The sequence below is a fragment of the Pseudomonas sp. IT-347P genome (assembly GCF_949768005.1).
GTDB lineage: Bacteria > Pseudomonadota > Gammaproteobacteria > Pseudomonadales > Pseudomonadaceae > Aquipseudomonas.
The window spans coordinates 336116-350034 of sequence record NZ_CATKPQ010000011.1 but is presented as its reverse complement, the minus strand read 5'-3'; the positions used below and the strand labels follow the sequence as shown (position 1 = coordinate 350034).

The 13919-nt window shown below is 59.8% G+C and carries 10 protein-coding genes; 3 read left to right on the top strand and 7 right to left on the bottom strand.

The features are described from left to right. Positions 1-349: 349 nt before the first annotated feature. Entirely contained in the window at positions 350-2200 is a 1851-nt protein-coding gene (locus tag ACM6IV_RS05540) for a sigma-54-dependent Fis family transcriptional regulator (protein WP_414869067.1), read from the top strand. A gap of 174 nt (positions 2201-2374) precedes the next feature. Here the strand turns inward: ACM6IV_RS05540 and ACM6IV_RS05535 are convergent, their stop codons facing one another. The 3 genes from ACM6IV_RS05535 to ACM6IV_RS05525 all read right to left on the bottom strand — a co-directional run bounded on the left by ACM6IV_RS05535 (position 2375) and on the right by ACM6IV_RS05525 (position 7153). Continuing rightward, a complete protein-coding gene (locus tag ACM6IV_RS05535; protein WP_414869066.1) occupies positions 2375-3592 on the bottom strand; it encodes an MFS transporter in 1218 nt (405 codons plus the stop codon). 458 nt (positions 3593-4050) lie between these two features. Then, entirely contained in the window at positions 4051-5433 is a 1383-nt protein-coding gene (gene cysS, locus ACM6IV_RS05530; RefSeq protein WP_016986558.1) for a cysteine--tRNA ligase, read from the bottom strand. Between the two features lie 22 nt (positions 5434-5455). Further along, the gene (locus ACM6IV_RS05525; protein ID WP_414869065.1) at positions 5456-7153 is read right to left on the bottom strand and encodes a glutamine--tRNA ligase/YqeY domain fusion protein; all 1698 of its coding nucleotides are present in this window, start codon (positions 7151-7153) and stop codon (positions 5456-5458) included. Between the two features lie 250 nt (positions 7154-7403). On the opposite strand from ACM6IV_RS05525, the gene ACM6IV_RS05520 reads away from it, so the two are divergent. Continuing rightward, on the top strand, positions 7404-7910 hold the full coding sequence (locus ACM6IV_RS05520) for a peptidylprolyl isomerase (protein ID WP_414869064.1): 507 nt from the start codon (positions 7404-7406) through the stop codon (positions 7908-7910). After that, on the top strand, positions 7907-8653 hold the full coding sequence (lpxH, locus tag ACM6IV_RS05515) for a UDP-2,3-diacylglucosamine diphosphatase (protein WP_414869063.1): 747 nt from the start codon (positions 7907-7909) through the stop codon (positions 8651-8653). The genes ACM6IV_RS05520 and lpxH overlap by 4 nt, the downstream gene beginning before the upstream one ends. 261 nt (positions 8654-8914) lie before the next feature. On the opposite strand, the gene ACM6IV_RS05510 is transcribed toward lpxH, so the two are convergent. The 4 genes from ACM6IV_RS05510 to ACM6IV_RS05495 form a co-directional block, all read right to left on the bottom strand. After that, positions 8915-10444, bottom strand: coding sequence for a DHA2 family efflux MFS transporter permease subunit (locus ACM6IV_RS05510; RefSeq protein WP_414869062.1), 1530 nt, complete (start codon positions 10442-10444; stop codon positions 8915-8917). 144 nt (positions 10445-10588) lie between these two features. Continuing rightward, positions 10589-11791 (bottom strand): efflux RND transporter periplasmic adaptor subunit, encoded by a 1203-nt coding sequence (locus ACM6IV_RS05505; protein ID WP_414869061.1) that lies wholly within the window; start codon positions 11789-11791, stop codon positions 10589-10591. A 15-nt stretch (positions 11792-11806) separates the two neighbouring features. Next, a complete protein-coding gene (locus ACM6IV_RS05500) occupies positions 11807-13276 on the bottom strand; it encodes an efflux transporter outer membrane subunit (protein WP_414869060.1) in 1470 nt (489 codons plus the stop codon). Further along, entirely contained in the window at positions 13266-13748 is a 483-nt protein-coding gene (locus ACM6IV_RS05495) for a MarR family winged helix-turn-helix transcriptional regulator (RefSeq protein WP_414869059.1), read from the bottom strand. The genes ACM6IV_RS05500 and ACM6IV_RS05495 overlap by 11 nt, the downstream gene beginning before the upstream one ends. Between the last annotated feature and the right edge of the window lie 171 nt (positions 13749-13919).

Below are 13919 nucleotides of genomic sequence, written 5' to 3'. Positions count from 1 at the left end.
GTGCACAGGAGCGAGTTTCATGCCAGAAATGGCAACTGATTGATTTTCCGTGAAAATCGTTGAAAGCGCGGGGATTGAGCGTTCATTGCTGAACACATTTGAACAGCCGGGCGATTGACAATGAACAATAGTGAACAACACTCTATAAGCGCTTTTTGCCCGATCTCATCAACGCCGCAGATCCAATGTGGGAGCGGGCTTGCTCGCGAATGCGCAGTATCAGTCACCGAATCAGTTGAATGACACACCGCATTCGCGAGCAAGCCCGCTCCCACAGTTGATCTGGGTTGTGTTCAGGATTTGGGTTTATAACAACAATAAAAATCGCTGCATCAGAGGCTGACCTGCCATGGCCGCACCTGTCCCGCCGCTGTCCCACGACGCGATCGTCCAGACTTCCTGGCAACGTTGCCGCGCGTTCGGTCTTGACCACCAAAGCACGCCGGCCTTCGATCAACTGCCTGCCGCCGGCATCGCGCAGTTACTCGACAGCCATCATTCGCTGGTGCAGACCACGCACCAGGAAGTTCTGCCCTATTACGAAAACATCCTCAGCAATTCCAACTGCCTGATCATGCTCGCCGACCATCAGGGCCAGGTGCTGACCTCGTGGGGCACGCAACGCTTTATCGAACCGAGTCTGGCGCGCGGCTTTCAGGCTGGGGCGAGCTGGATGGAGCGCTGCAGCGGCACCAATGCGATCGGCACGGCGCTGGCCTGCGAACAAGCGGTACATATCGAACACGATGAACACTTTCTCAAAGCCAACCGCTTCATGACCGGTTCCGCCGCACCGATTTTCGATGCCGAGCGCAAGGTCATTGCCGTGCTCGATGTGTCCAGCGACAGCTACCTGCCGCCCTCGCACACCCTGGGCATGGTCAAGATGATGAGCCAGACCGTGGAAAACCGGCTGATCCTCAACCTGTTCCATGGCCAGCATTTTCAACTGACCTTCAACACCGGGTTGAACAACCTCGACAGTCAGTGGGCGGGTTTGTTGATCTTTGATGAGAGCGGTCAGGTGCTGTCGGCCAATCGCCGCGCCGACAATCTGCTGGGTGTGCGTTTGTCGCGGGTCAGCGTTGAAAGTCTGTTCAAGGTGTCGCTGCTGGAGTTGATCAATCAGCCGGACGGCTTGCCGTTTGCCTTGCAGACGTCCGGGCGCAACCGTTTCCAGTGTTTGTTGAAGCGGCCGAAACAGGCGTCGGTTCAACCGCGGGTTTTTACCGAGCAGAGAAGCGCCGAAACGCCGATCAAACCAGCGGGCGCCATCAGCCTCAGTACCCTGCACTTTGGCGACAGTCGTGTGGAAAAAGCCGTGCGTCAGGCCGAACGGTTACTGGAAAAGGACATTCCTTTGCTGATTCACGGCGAAACCGGCGTAGGCAAAGAGGTCTTCGTCAAAGCCCTGCACCAGGCCAGCTCGCGCAGCAAACAGGCATTCATTGCCGTCAACTGCGCGGCGATCCCCGCCGAACTGGTGGAATCCGAACTGTTCGGCTACGAGAAAGGCGCGTTCACCGGCGCCAACCAGAAAGGCAGCATCGGCCTGATTCGCAAGGCGGATAAAGGCACGCTGTTTCTCGACGAGATTGGCGATATGCCGTTGCCGACCCAAGCGCGGTTATTGCGGGTGTTGCAGGAGCGTTGCGTACAACCGGTGGGGAGTAGCGAGCTGTTCCCGGTGGATTTGCGGATTATCTCAGCGACGAACCGTTCTTTACGTGAACAAGTGCAATTGGGCCGGTTTCGTGAGGATTTGTACTACCGCATTGGCGGCTTGACCCTGGAACTGCCGCCGCTGCGCGAGCGCAGTGATAAGCAGGCGTTATTTAAACGCCTGTGGGAACAGCATCGTGAGCCGACGCAATGGGCGGGGTTGAGCCAGGAGGTGCTGGAACTGTTCAGCCGTCATCCGTGGCCGGGGAATTTGCGGCAGGTCAGCAGCGTGATGCAAGTGGCGCTGGCGATGGCTGAGGAGCAACCGGTGAGACCTGAACATTTGCCGGATGATTTTTTTGTTGATCTGGAGATGGAGCCTGTGGAGAGCGCGGCGCCGGTGGAGGTTGATTTGAACGATGTGGAAGCGTTGAACCGGGAGTTGAAGGCGGCCGGGGGGAATATTTCGCATTTGGCGCGTCGGTTGGGCGTTAGTCGAAATACGCTTTATAAGCGGTTGCGGCAGATTGAAGGTTGAGTGAATCCCTTCCCCTCACCCCAGCCCTCTCCCCCAGGAGAGGGAGCCGACCGAGGTGTCTGGTGGGGTACATCGACCTGAAAAAACCAGTCGATTATGGATTCAAAGCATCCCGTTCAGGTCGGTGTATTTCTTGAACATCCCCCATTCAGTCCCCTCTCCCGGGGGAGAGGGCTAGGGTGAGGGCGAAAATTCCGGCTCAACATGCACAGCCGAAGCCGCCTCCAATGTGCGCAACCCGACCAGCACAACCACCACCATCATCAAACCTGCACCAATAGCCACCGCAAATCCCGCGCGCGCGCCAAAGGCATCAATAACCAACCCCGCCAGCATGCCACCGAGTGCAACACCCACGCTGATACCGGTAGTCATCCACGTCAGCCCTTCCGTGATCCGCGAAGGAGGAATAATGATCGTCCCCATTTTCATCACCACGACCATCGTCGGCGCAAACGAGATGCCCGCAATAAACAGTGCCGCTGTCAGCACATAAACATCCGTTGCAAAAACAGGCAGCACACCGGTGAACGCCGTTACCAATATCCCGATCAGAAACTGTTTTTCTATCGCTAGGGAAACCCGCAATGCACCAAACGTCAGGCCCGCCACCAGTGAGCCGAACGCATAAGCAGCGAGGATGAAGGTCGCCGCCCCCGGCCAGCCTTGCGCATTGGCGAACGCGACGACGGCGACGTCGATTGCTCCACCGATGACGCCCATCGCCAACAGCGCGAGGACAATGGTGCGCACGCCGGGGATCAGCAAGGTCGAGCCACTATGGCTGGCGTGGCCAACGACAACCTTGGGTTCAGTCTGGCGTTGCAGCAGAAACGCCGTCACCCCGATGGCCAGCAGCGCGACCGCCACCAGCGGCCCGGCTTCGGCAAAAAAGCTCACACTCAAACCGATCGCCAAGGGCGGGCCGACAATGTAAGCGAGCTCGGTCAGAACCGTGTCCAGCGAGAACGCCGTGTGCAACTGCGGCTTGCCGCGGAACAACTGCGACCATCGCGCGCGGATCATCGACGGCATGCTCGGCATCGTCCCTGCCAGTGCCGCCAGAACAAAGAGCAAGGCGGCGGGTGCGCGCAAATGGACGGCGAGGATCAGCGCCAGCAACATGGCAACGCTGAACGCGGTGACGACGGGCAGTACGCGACTCTGGCCACGTCGATCGACCAGTTTCGAGATGTGCGGGCCGAGCAGCGCGTTGCACAGGGTGAATGTACCGGCGACTGTGCCGGCCAGCCAGTACACACCGGTTTGCTGCACCAGCATGGTGATGATGCCGATGCCGATCATTGCCTGCGGCAGCCGCGCAATGGAACTCGCGAGCACTAACCCCGTAGCGCCGGGCGTCGTTAGCAACTCGCGATAGTGATTAGCCATGATGCCTACCTTCCATAATCATCACCGCTCAGCATCCGGCTGAACGCGTTGCCGACATCAAGACCTACGCGAACGTCAAAAGCAACCCTCACCCCAGCCCTCTCCCAGAGGGAGAGGGAGCCGACCGAGGTGTCTGGCGTTGTCCATCGACCTGAAAAAACCAGTCGATTATGGATTCAAGGCAGGTTCAAGTCGGCGTGTCTCTTTGACACCCTCTCCCTCACCCCAGCCCTCTCCCGGAGGGAGAGGGAGCCGATCGAGGTGTCTGGCGTTGTGCATCGACCTGAAAGATTGTGTCGATTATGGATTCGGAGAAAAACTTTCAAGTCGGCGTATCTCTTGAGCATCCCACATTCGGTCCCCTCTCCCTCCGGGAGAGGGTTAGGGTGAGGGGCTTTTCTTGCGGCCAAACAAAAACCCGCACAAGGCGGGTTTTGTTTTGAAGCCAAACACAGCTATCAGTCAGCCAGACGCCAGGTAGTCCCACCCTTGCCGTCTTCCAGCACCACGCCCATGGCGGTGAGCTGATCACGGATACGATCGGACTCAGCCCAATCCTTACCCGCCCGCGCCGCCAGACGCGCCGCAATCAACGCATCAACCTCAGCCGCATCGACACGCCCTTCAGCGCCCGCCTGCAAAAAGTCATCGGCCTCAAGCTGCAACACGCCCAACACACTCGCCAGCTCTTTCAGACGCGCCGCCAGACCCGCCGCCGCATCAAGATCGCTCTCGCGCAGACGGTTGATCTCACGCACCATCTCGAACAGCACGGCGCAGGCTTCCGGCGTGCCGAAGTCGTCGTTCATCACCGTGGTGAAACGCTCGACGAAGGCTTCGCCGCCCGCCGGCGCGACGGTCGGCAGGCCTTTCAACGCGTGGTAGAAACGCTCGAGTGCGCCTTTGGCGTCCTTGAGGTTGTCTTCCGAGTAGTTGATGGCGCTGCGGTAGTGGCTCGACACCAACAGGTAACGCACGACTTCCGGGTGGTACTTTTCCAGCACGTCGCGAATGGTGAAGAAGTTGTTCAGGGACTTGGACATCTTCTCGCCATTGATGCGAATCATGCCGCAATGCATCCACGCGTTGGCGTAGGTCTTGCCAGTGGCTGCTTCGCTCTGGGCGATTTCGTTTTCGTGGTGCGGGAACTCAAGGTCGCTGCCGCCGCCATGAATGTCGAAAGTCTCACCGAGGCAGCAGGTGGACATCACCGAGCACTCGATGTGCCAGCCCGGACGCCCGGCGCCCCATGGCGATTCCCAGCTCGGCTCGCCCGGTTTGGCGGCTTTCCACAGGACGAAATCCAGCGGGTCCTGTTTCGACTCGTCGACTTCGATGCGGGCGCCGATGCGCAGGTCTTCGATCTTCTTGCGCGACAGTTTGCCGTAGCCCATGAATTTGGCGACGCGGTAGTACACGTCACCATTGCCCGGGGCGTAGGCGTAACCCTTGTCGATCAAGGTCTGGATCATCGCGTGCATGCCCGGAATGTGGTCCGTGGCGCGCGGTTCCATGTCCGGCTTCTTGATGTTCAGACGTGCTTCGTCTTCGTGCATCGCGGCGATCATGCGCTCGGTCAACGCTTCGAACGATTCACCGTTCTCGTTGGCGCGGTTGATGATCTTGTCGTCGATGTCAGTGATGTTGCGCACGTAAGTCAGGTCATAACCGCTGAAGCGCAGCCAGCGGGTTACCAGGTCGAACGCGACCATGCTGCGGCCGTGGCCGAGGTGGCAGTAGTCGTACACGGTCATCCCGCAGACGTACATGCGCACCTTGTTGCCATCCAGCGGCTTGAAGACTTCTTTGCTCTTGGTGAGCGTGTTGTAGATCGTCAGCACTTTATATTTCCTTGACGCTGAATCACTGGCCCCACGAATCACGCAGGGTCACGGTACGGTTGAATACCGGCTGACCGGGTTTCGAGTCCTTCAAATCCGCGACGAAGTAGCCTTCGCGCTCGAACTGGAAACGGTCTTCCGGCTGTGCATTGCCAAGCGATGGCTCAGCACGACAACCGGTGAGTACCTGCAGCGAATCAGGGTTGATGTTGTCGAGGAAACTTGCGCTGTCTTCAGCCTTCTCAGGATTCGGCGAACGGAACAGGCGATCGTACAGACGCACTTCGCACTCGACGCTGGCAGCGGCCGGCACCCAGTGAATCACGCCTTTGACCTTGCGCCCTTCGGGGTTCTTGCCGAGGGTGTCCGGGTCGTACGAGCAACGCAGTTCGACGATGTTGCCGTCAGCATCCTTGATCGCTTCATCGGCACGGATCACATAGCTGCCACGCAGACGCACTTCACCGGCCGGTTCCAGACGTTTGTAGCCCTTCGGCGGCTCTTCCATGAAGTCGTCACGGTCGATGTAGATTTCCCGGGCGAATGGCAGTGCACGCACGCCCATGTCTTCTTTCGGGTGGCGCGGCAGTTCGAGGTTTTCGACCTGGCCTTCCGGGTAGTTGGTGATCACCACTTTCAGCGGACGCAGCACGCACATGGCACGCGGTGCGCTCTGATCGAGGTCGTCACGGATGCTAAACTCGAGCATGCCGAAGTCAACCACGCCGTCGGAACGGTTGGTGCCGACCATTTCGCAGAAGTTGCGGATCGATTTCGGCGTGTAGCCACGGCGGCGGAAGCCCGACAGCGTGGACATGCGCGGATCGTCCCAGCCGTTGACGTGCTTTTCATCGACCAGTTGCTTGAGCTTGCGCTTGCTGGTGATGGTGTAGTTGAGGTTCAGACGGCTGAACTCGTACTGACGCGGGTGCGCCGGTACTGGCAGGGCGTCGAGGAACCACTCGTACAGCGGACGATGGCTTTCGAATTCCAGGGTGCAGATCGAATGGGTGATGCCTTCGATGGCGTCCGACTGACCGTGGGTGAAGTCGTAGTTCGGGTAGATGCACCACTTGTCACCGGTCTGGTGGTGATGGGCGTGGCGGATGCGGTACATGATCGGGTCGCGCAGGTTCATGTTCGGCGAGGCCATGTCGATCTTCGCACGCAGCACGCGGGCGCCGTCCGGGAACTCACCGGCACGCATACGGGCGAACCAGTCGAGGTTCTCTTCTACCGAACGATCGCGGAACGGGCTGTTCTTGCCCGGCTCGGTCAGGCTGCCACGGTATTCCTTGGCTTGCTCCGGGGTCAGGTCGTCAACGTAGGCCTTGCCGGCCTTGATCAGCTCGACCGCCCAGTCGTGCAACTGGTCGAAATACTGCGAGGCGTAGCGCACTTCGCCGGACCACTCGAAGCCCAGCCATTTGACGTCGGCTTCGATCGCGTCGATGTATTCCTGATCTTCCTTGGCCGGGTTGGTGTCGTCGAAACGCAAGTGCGTGACGCCGCCGAACTCCTGGGCCAGGCCGAAGTTCACGCAGATCGACTTGGCGTGGCCAATGTGCAGGTAGCCGTTGGGCTCCGGCGGGAAACGGGTGACGATCCGGGTGTGCTTGCCCGAGTCCAGGTCTGCCTGGATGATCGGCCGCAGGAAATTGACCGGCACGGCAGGGCCGGACTTGGCATTCGAGGTAGGGTCGACAGTGGGCTTGCTCATAGGATCCTTGACTTACATGTGCGCGGCCGCAGAGGGGGCCAGACAAAACAAAGCCGCTATCATAGCCGATGCTGTCAAGGGGCTGACAGAGCACGGCCTATAAAGGAGCGCATTTAATCGCAGGGATTTGGAAAAACTGCCTCGAAATTCGCGCCTGTCACGCTAAACTGCGCACCTTGGCCCACGGGCTGAACCGGTAACGGGCCGAAATGTCCCATTACCCACGAATTCCTTATAAAGAGTAGCGATCATGACTCAAGTTAAATTGACCACCAATCATGGCGACATCGTCATCGAACTGAACGCTGACAAGGCGCCGATCACCGTCGCCAACTTCATCGAGTACGTCAACGCCGGTCACTACACCAACACCGTATTCCACCGTGTCATCGGCAACTTCATGATCCAGGGCGGCGGTTTCGAGCCAGGCATGAAGGAAAAGAAAGACAAGCGTCCAAGCATCCAGAACGAAGCTGACAACGGCCTGCCGAACGAGAAGTACACCGTTGCCATGGCACGCACCATGGAGCCGCATTCGGCTTCGGCGCAGTTCTTCATCAACGTGGCTGACAACAGCTTCCTGAACCACAGCTCCAAGACCACTCAGGGCTGGGGCTACGCGGTATTCGGTAAAGTGACCGCCGGCACCGACGTTGTCGACAAGATCAAAGGTGTATCGACCACTTCCAAGGCCGGCCACCAGGACGTACCCGCAGACGACGTGATCATCGAGAAAGCCGAGATCATCGAAGCGTGATATTGCTGATTTCAGACTTGCATCTGGAAGAGGAGCGCCCGGACATCACCCGGGCGTTTCTGGATTTGCTCGCCGGACGCGCCCGCTCGGCGAGTGCGTTGTACATTCTCGGCGACTTCTTCGAAGCGTGGATTGGCGACGACGCCATGACACCCTTCCAGCGTTCCATCTGCCAGGCCCTGCGCGCACTCAGCGACAGCGGCACGGCGATCTTTCTGATGCACGGCAATCGCGACTTCATGCTCGGCAAGGCCTTCTGCAAGCAGGCCGGCTGTACGTTGTTGAAGGATCCGAGTGTCGTGCAGTTTTACGGCGAGCCGGTGCTATTGATGCACGGCGACAGCCTGTGCACCCGCGACGTCGGTTATATGAAGCTGCGGCGTTATCTGCGGAATCCGATCACGCTGTTTATCCTGCGTAACCTGCCGCTGAGTACACGTCACAAACTGGCGCGCAAACTGCGCAGCGAGAGCAAGGCACAGACGCGGATGAAGGCCAATGACATTGTCGATGTCACGCCGGAGGAGATTCCGCGGACCATGCAGGAATTTGGCGTGAAGACGTTGATTCACGGGCATACCCATCGTCCGGCGATCCACAAGTTGCAGCTCGGTGAGCAGGCGGCGAAGCGGATTGTGCTGGGGGATTGGGATCGGCAGGGTTGGGCGTTGCAGGTGGATGAGAGCGGCTACGCGTTGGCGCCGTTCGACTTCGCCCCGCCGCTGGCTTTGCCGCACGGCTGAAGATCGCTACCCCCTCACCCCAGCCCTCTCCCCCAGGGGGCGAGGGGGAAAGGGAGCCGATCTTTATGCTGTTCAAACCTGAGTTCGACTGAAGTCTGTCAGTCCCCTCTCCCCCACGGGGTGAAGGGGAAAGGGAGCCGGCTCTCTATGCTTTTCAAAACCTGAGTTCGACTCGGTATTGCAAGTCGGCGTACCTCTAACAATCAACTCGGTCAGTCCCCTCTCCCTCCGGGAGAGGGCTAGGGTGAGGGGCTTTTGATCTTAGTGCCCGGACGCCGCCGGGCCTGCCTTGGCAGCAAACGGCGGTTTCGCCAGCCACACAATCAGAATCAACCCCATAAAGCCCCAACCCAGCAGCGTGAAGTAATCCACGGTGGAGAGCATATACGCCTGGCTGGTCAGGATCTGATCCATCTGCGCATACGCCGATTGGCTCGCACCGCCCAACTGATTCAAGGTCTCGCGCGTCGCCGGTTCGAAGGTGCTGATGCTCTCACTCATGTACGCATGATGCTGATCCGCCCGACGAATCCAGATCCACGTGGTCAGCGACGCCGCAAAGCTACCGCCCAACGTCCGCAGAAAAGTCGCAAGACCCGCGCCATCGGCAATCTGGCTCGGCGGCAAGTCCGACATCAGAATGCTCAAGGTCGGCATGAAGAACAGCGCCACACCAATGCCCATGAACAACTGCACCAGCGCAATGTGCTGGAAGTCGACCTCATTGGTGAATCCCGCCCGCATAAAGCAACTCAAGCCAATCGCCAGAAACGCCAGCCCGGCCAGTAAGCGCAGGTCGAACTTGTTCGCGTACTTGCCGACAAACGGCGACAGCAACACCGGCAGAATCCCGATCGGCGCCACGGCCAGACCCGCCCAGGTTGCGGTGTAGCCCATTTGCGTCTGTAACCATTGTGGCAGGATCAGGTTGATGCCGAAGAACCCGGCGTAACCCAGCACCAACACCAGCGTACCGATGCGGAAGTTGCGGTAGGCAAACAGCCGCAGGTTGACCACCGGATGCTGATCGGTCATTTCCCAGATGACGAACACCGCCAGTGCGATCAGCGAAATCGCCGCGCCGACAATGATGAAATTCGACTCGAACCAATCCAGGTCATTGCCCTTGTCGAGGATCACCTGCAACGCGCCGACGCCAATGATCAGCGTGATCAGGCCGACGTAATCCATCGGCTGACGGCTGGTTTCCACCGGACGTTTGGCCAGTTGCGAACGCACCACCATCACCGCAAAGATGCCGATCGGTACGTTGATGAAAAAGATCCACGGCCAGCTGTAACTGTCGGTAATCCAGCCACCGAGAATGGGACCTGCAATCGGCGCGACCACCGTGACCATCGCCAGCAACGCCAGGGCCATGCCTCGCCTCGCCGGCGGATAGACCGCGATCAACAGGGTTTGCGTCATCGGATACAGCGGCCCGGCGACCAGGCCTTGCAGCACACGGAAGCCGATCAGTTCCGGCATCGATGTCGAGATACCACAGAGAAACGAGGCCAGCACAAACAGAATCGTGGCCCAGAGAAACAGCTTCACCTCGCCGAAACGGCGGCTGAGCCAACCGGTCAGCGGCAGCGCAATCGCGTTGCTCACGGCGAACGAGGTGATCACCCAGGTGCCCTGCTCCGAACTCACCCCGAGGTTGCCGGAAATCGTCGGCAGCGCCACGTTGGCAATGGTGGTGTCGAGCACTTGCATGAACGTCGCCAGCGACAGGCCAATGGTGCTGAGCAACAGGCTGGGCGGCGTGAAAGAGGCGTTATTGCTCATTGTGAATCCTATGAAACCAAGTGGCGCTGCCTCGGCCCTTGTGGGAGCGGGCTTGCTCGCGAAAGCGGTGTGTCAGTCAACGGCTATGTTGGATGTCAGTCAGCATTCGCGAGCAAGCCCGCTCCCACAGGGGCGGAGTCGGTATCAGCGTTGCGCGGTTTTGCTGAGCGCGGCGCTGTTGTCGTGGATCAGCTGCGCAATCATCGCGTCGGCTTCGGCCAGTTGGCGGTCGTAGACGTTGGTGCTGAACGAGGCCTTTTGCGGCGGCTGCTGCGCCAGCACCGGGCCGCTCTGGTCGTGCAGGTTCACTTCAACATTGGTCGACAGACCGACACGCAGCGGATGCTTGGCCAGTTCTTCGGCGTTGATGTGAATCCGCACCGGTACACGCTGCACGATCTTGATCCAGTTACCGGTGGCGTTCTGCGCAGGCAACAGGGCGAACGCACTACCGGTACCAGCGCCGAGGCTGTCGACGGTGCCGCTGTACTTCACGTCGCTGCCGTAAATATCGGACTCGATATCCACCGGCTGACCGATGCGCATGTCACGCAACTGGGTTTCCTTGAAGTTGGCGTCGATCCACAGTTGATCCAGCGGAATCACCGCCATTAACGCCGTGCCCGGCTGCACGCGCTGGCCGAGTTGCACGGTGCGCTTGGCGACGTAACCGGTGACCGGCGCGATCAAGGTGCTGCGGGCATTGGTCAGGTAGGCCTGGCGCAGATCGGCAGCCGCCGACATCACGTCCGGGTGCGACGACACCACGGTGTCATCGACCAGTGCGCTGGTGGTTTTCAGTTGTTGCCTGGCGTTGGCCAGGGCGTTTTGCGCCGAGGTCAGGTCATCACGAGCGTGGGACAGTTCTTCCTGGGAAATCGCCCCGCCCTGCGCCAGATTTTTCCGGCGGTTGTAGTTGTCCTGGGCTTTCTGTACTTCGGCCTGTTGCGCGTTGACCTGGGCTTTCATGCCGTCAACGTTGCTGTACAAGCCGCGTACCTGACGCACAGTGCGCGCCAGCTTGGCCTTGGCACTTTGCAGGCCGACCTCGGCGTCGTTCGGGTCGAAATTGATCAGCACCTGGCCTTCGTGAACCAGATCACCGTCATCAGCACCAATGCTGACCACGGTGCCGGTCACCAGCGGGGTGATTTCGACGACATTGCCGTTGACGTAGGCGTCGTCGGTGCTTTCGTTAAAGCGTCCGATGAACTCGTGATACGCCCAGACGCCGGCGCAGGCGAGTGCAACCACAACGGCCAGCACCAGCAGCATCACTTTGCGTTTGCGCGGGTTGCCGGTATCGGGGGTGTTGCCTTGAGCTTGGGTATTTTCGGCAGTGGCCATGACAATTACCTTGAATTAGTTGTGCGGCGTGGCTGGGCTGGCGTTGGCTGCGGTCAGGGTTTCACCCTGGAAGCCGCCGCCCAGCGCTTGCATCAGTTGAATCGACAGGTCGATCTGCTCGGCATTGAGCGTGGCCAGTTGACGCTGGGCCTGCAGCAATTGCTGCTCGATGCTGAGCACGTCCAGGTAGTTGCCGATGCCGGAACCGTAACGCTGGACGACGGTGTTGTAAGAATCCTGGGCAATGTCGGTGGCGTGTTGCTGCGCACCGATCTGCCGACCGATGTCACGCAGCTGGTTGATCGTGTCGCCGACATCGCCCAGTGCCTTCACCAGACTTTTGTTGTACTGCGCCACCGCCAGATCGTAATCGGCGTCGCGCGCATCGAGGTTGGCGCGCAGACGCCCACCGTCGAAGATCGGCACCGAAATCGTCGGGGCAATGTTGAAGAAACGACTGGCCGAACCGAACATCGCATCACCCAACAAGGACTCGGCACCGGCCGAGGCCGTGAGGTTCAAGTTGGGATAGAAGCGGGTTTTCGCCGAGTCGATGTCCTTGCTCGCCGCTTCGACGCGCCAACGGGCAGCGACCAGATCCGGGCGCCGACCGAGCAGCTCCGCCGGCAGCACCGACGGCACCGCCACGGCGCTGGCTTGCAGGACTTTCGGTCGGGCGATCTCGTTGCCGCGATCCGGGCCTTTGCCGAGCAGCACGGCCAAGGCGATTTTTGCGCTGTTCAGGCGCTTTTCTGCATCGATCAGGCTGGCCTGAGAACTGGCTTCCAGACTCTGGGTTTGCTGAAACTGGTACTGGCTGTCGATCCCGGAACTGAGGCGACGCTGGCTCAGGTCGAGCATTTGCCGGGTGCGCTTGAGGTCTTCATTGGCCAGGTCATAAACGATGTGTGCCTGACCGAGATCGCTGTAAGCGCGAGCGACATCAGCGGCGAGGGTCAACTGCGCGGCCTGACGGTCGACTTCAGCGGCGCGGGCCTCACCGAGCGCAGCTTCCCAGGCATCACGCTGGCCGCCCCAGAGGTCGAAGTTGTAATTGAAGCCGGCGCTGACATTGCGCACCGTCGAATAAGCCCCACCCTGCCCCAGCGGATCCTGATCCCGGGCCAGCCGCGAACGGCTGATGCCGGCGCTGGCGTCGAGGGTCGGGTAGCGTTCGGCATCGGCGGCATACGCCGCGGCGCTGGCCTGATGGGCACGGGCTTCGGCGATCTGCATGTCCGGGCTGTCGTGCAGGGCTTCGCGAATCAAGCCATCGAGCTGCGGGTCGCCGAGACTGGTCCACCAGTCACTCTTCGGCCAGGCGGCCGCTGACAGGGTGACGCCTTCGAGAGACTGCGCTGTCTTCAACTTCGCGGCATCAAGGCGCTGACCTTCAGTGTCGAGACCGCTGTAGTTGGCGCAACCGGCCAGAATCATCGCCGACAGCACCAGGGTCAGGCTGCTGCGCAGGGTTTTACCGCTCATTGTGTTCACCTAAGCGCTGGATAGTGATCGGGTCACCGGCGGCCAGCAGGATTTTCTTGAGGATGTATTCCAGGGTCTTCAACTCTTCCCGGGAGATGGCGCCGGCCAGTTCATTCATCGCCTCGGCGCCGATGTACGGCAGGCGATCCATCAATTGCTCGCCCTGCTCGGTGAGCTTGAGCTGGACCTGACGGCGATCGCCTTCGCTGCGCTGGCGAGCGAGGAAACCTTTCTGCTCCAGACGATCGAGCATGCGTGTCATCGAACCGCTGTCCAGCGAGAGTTGCCGGCACAGCTCGGCCGGGGTGTCGACGCCGAACTGGGCCATGATGATCAACACCTTGAACTGCGCGGCGGTGATGCCGTGGGGTTCCATGTGGGTGTCGATGATCCGGTCCTTGAGCAGCGCAGCACGGCCAAGCAACAGGCCGAGATGGCAGTGTTTGAATTCGTCCGGAGTGAAATGCTTCATTTGCGCACCTAATAACTGCCTAGGCAGTGAATGTATGTCGAGATGTTACTGCCTAGGCAGCGAATGTCAACGCAATAGTTAGGGGGCTTGGTAATTAGTTGACCAGTGGACTGGGTTTTTGTGTTGCATGGGCGGACGCCATCGCTGGCAAGCCAGCTCCCACAAAGCCCT

Coding starts and splice junctions, on each gene's coding strand:
- ACM6IV_RS05535 (WP_414869066.1), bottom strand. CDS start 3,592: ATGGCTAATCACTATCGCGAGTTGCTAACGACGCCCGGCGCTACGGGG.
- ACM6IV_RS05540 (WP_414869067.1), top strand. CDS start 350: ATGGCCGCACCTGTCCCGCCGCTGTCCCACGACGCGATCGTCCAGACT.
- ACM6IV_RS05525 (WP_414869065.1), bottom strand. CDS start 7,153: ATGAGCAAGCCCACTGTCGACCCTACCTCGAATGCCAAGTCCGGCCCT.
- ACM6IV_RS05495 (WP_414869059.1), bottom strand. CDS start 13,748: ATGAAGCATTTCACTCCGGACGAATTCAAACACTGCCATCTCGGCCTG.
- ACM6IV_RS05500 (WP_414869060.1), bottom strand. CDS start 13,276: ATGAGCGGTAAAACCCTGCGCAGCAGCCTGACCCTGGTGCTGTCGGCG.
- ACM6IV_RS05505 (WP_414869061.1), bottom strand. CDS start 11,791: ATGGCCACTGCCGAAAATACCCAAGCTCAAGGCAACACCCCCGATACC.
- ACM6IV_RS05520 (WP_414869064.1), top strand. CDS start 7,404: ATGACTCAAGTTAAATTGACCACCAATCATGGCGACATCGTCATCGAA.
- ACM6IV_RS05510 (WP_414869062.1), bottom strand. CDS start 10,444: ATGAGCAATAACGCCTCTTTCACGCCGCCCAGCCTGTTGCTCAGCACC.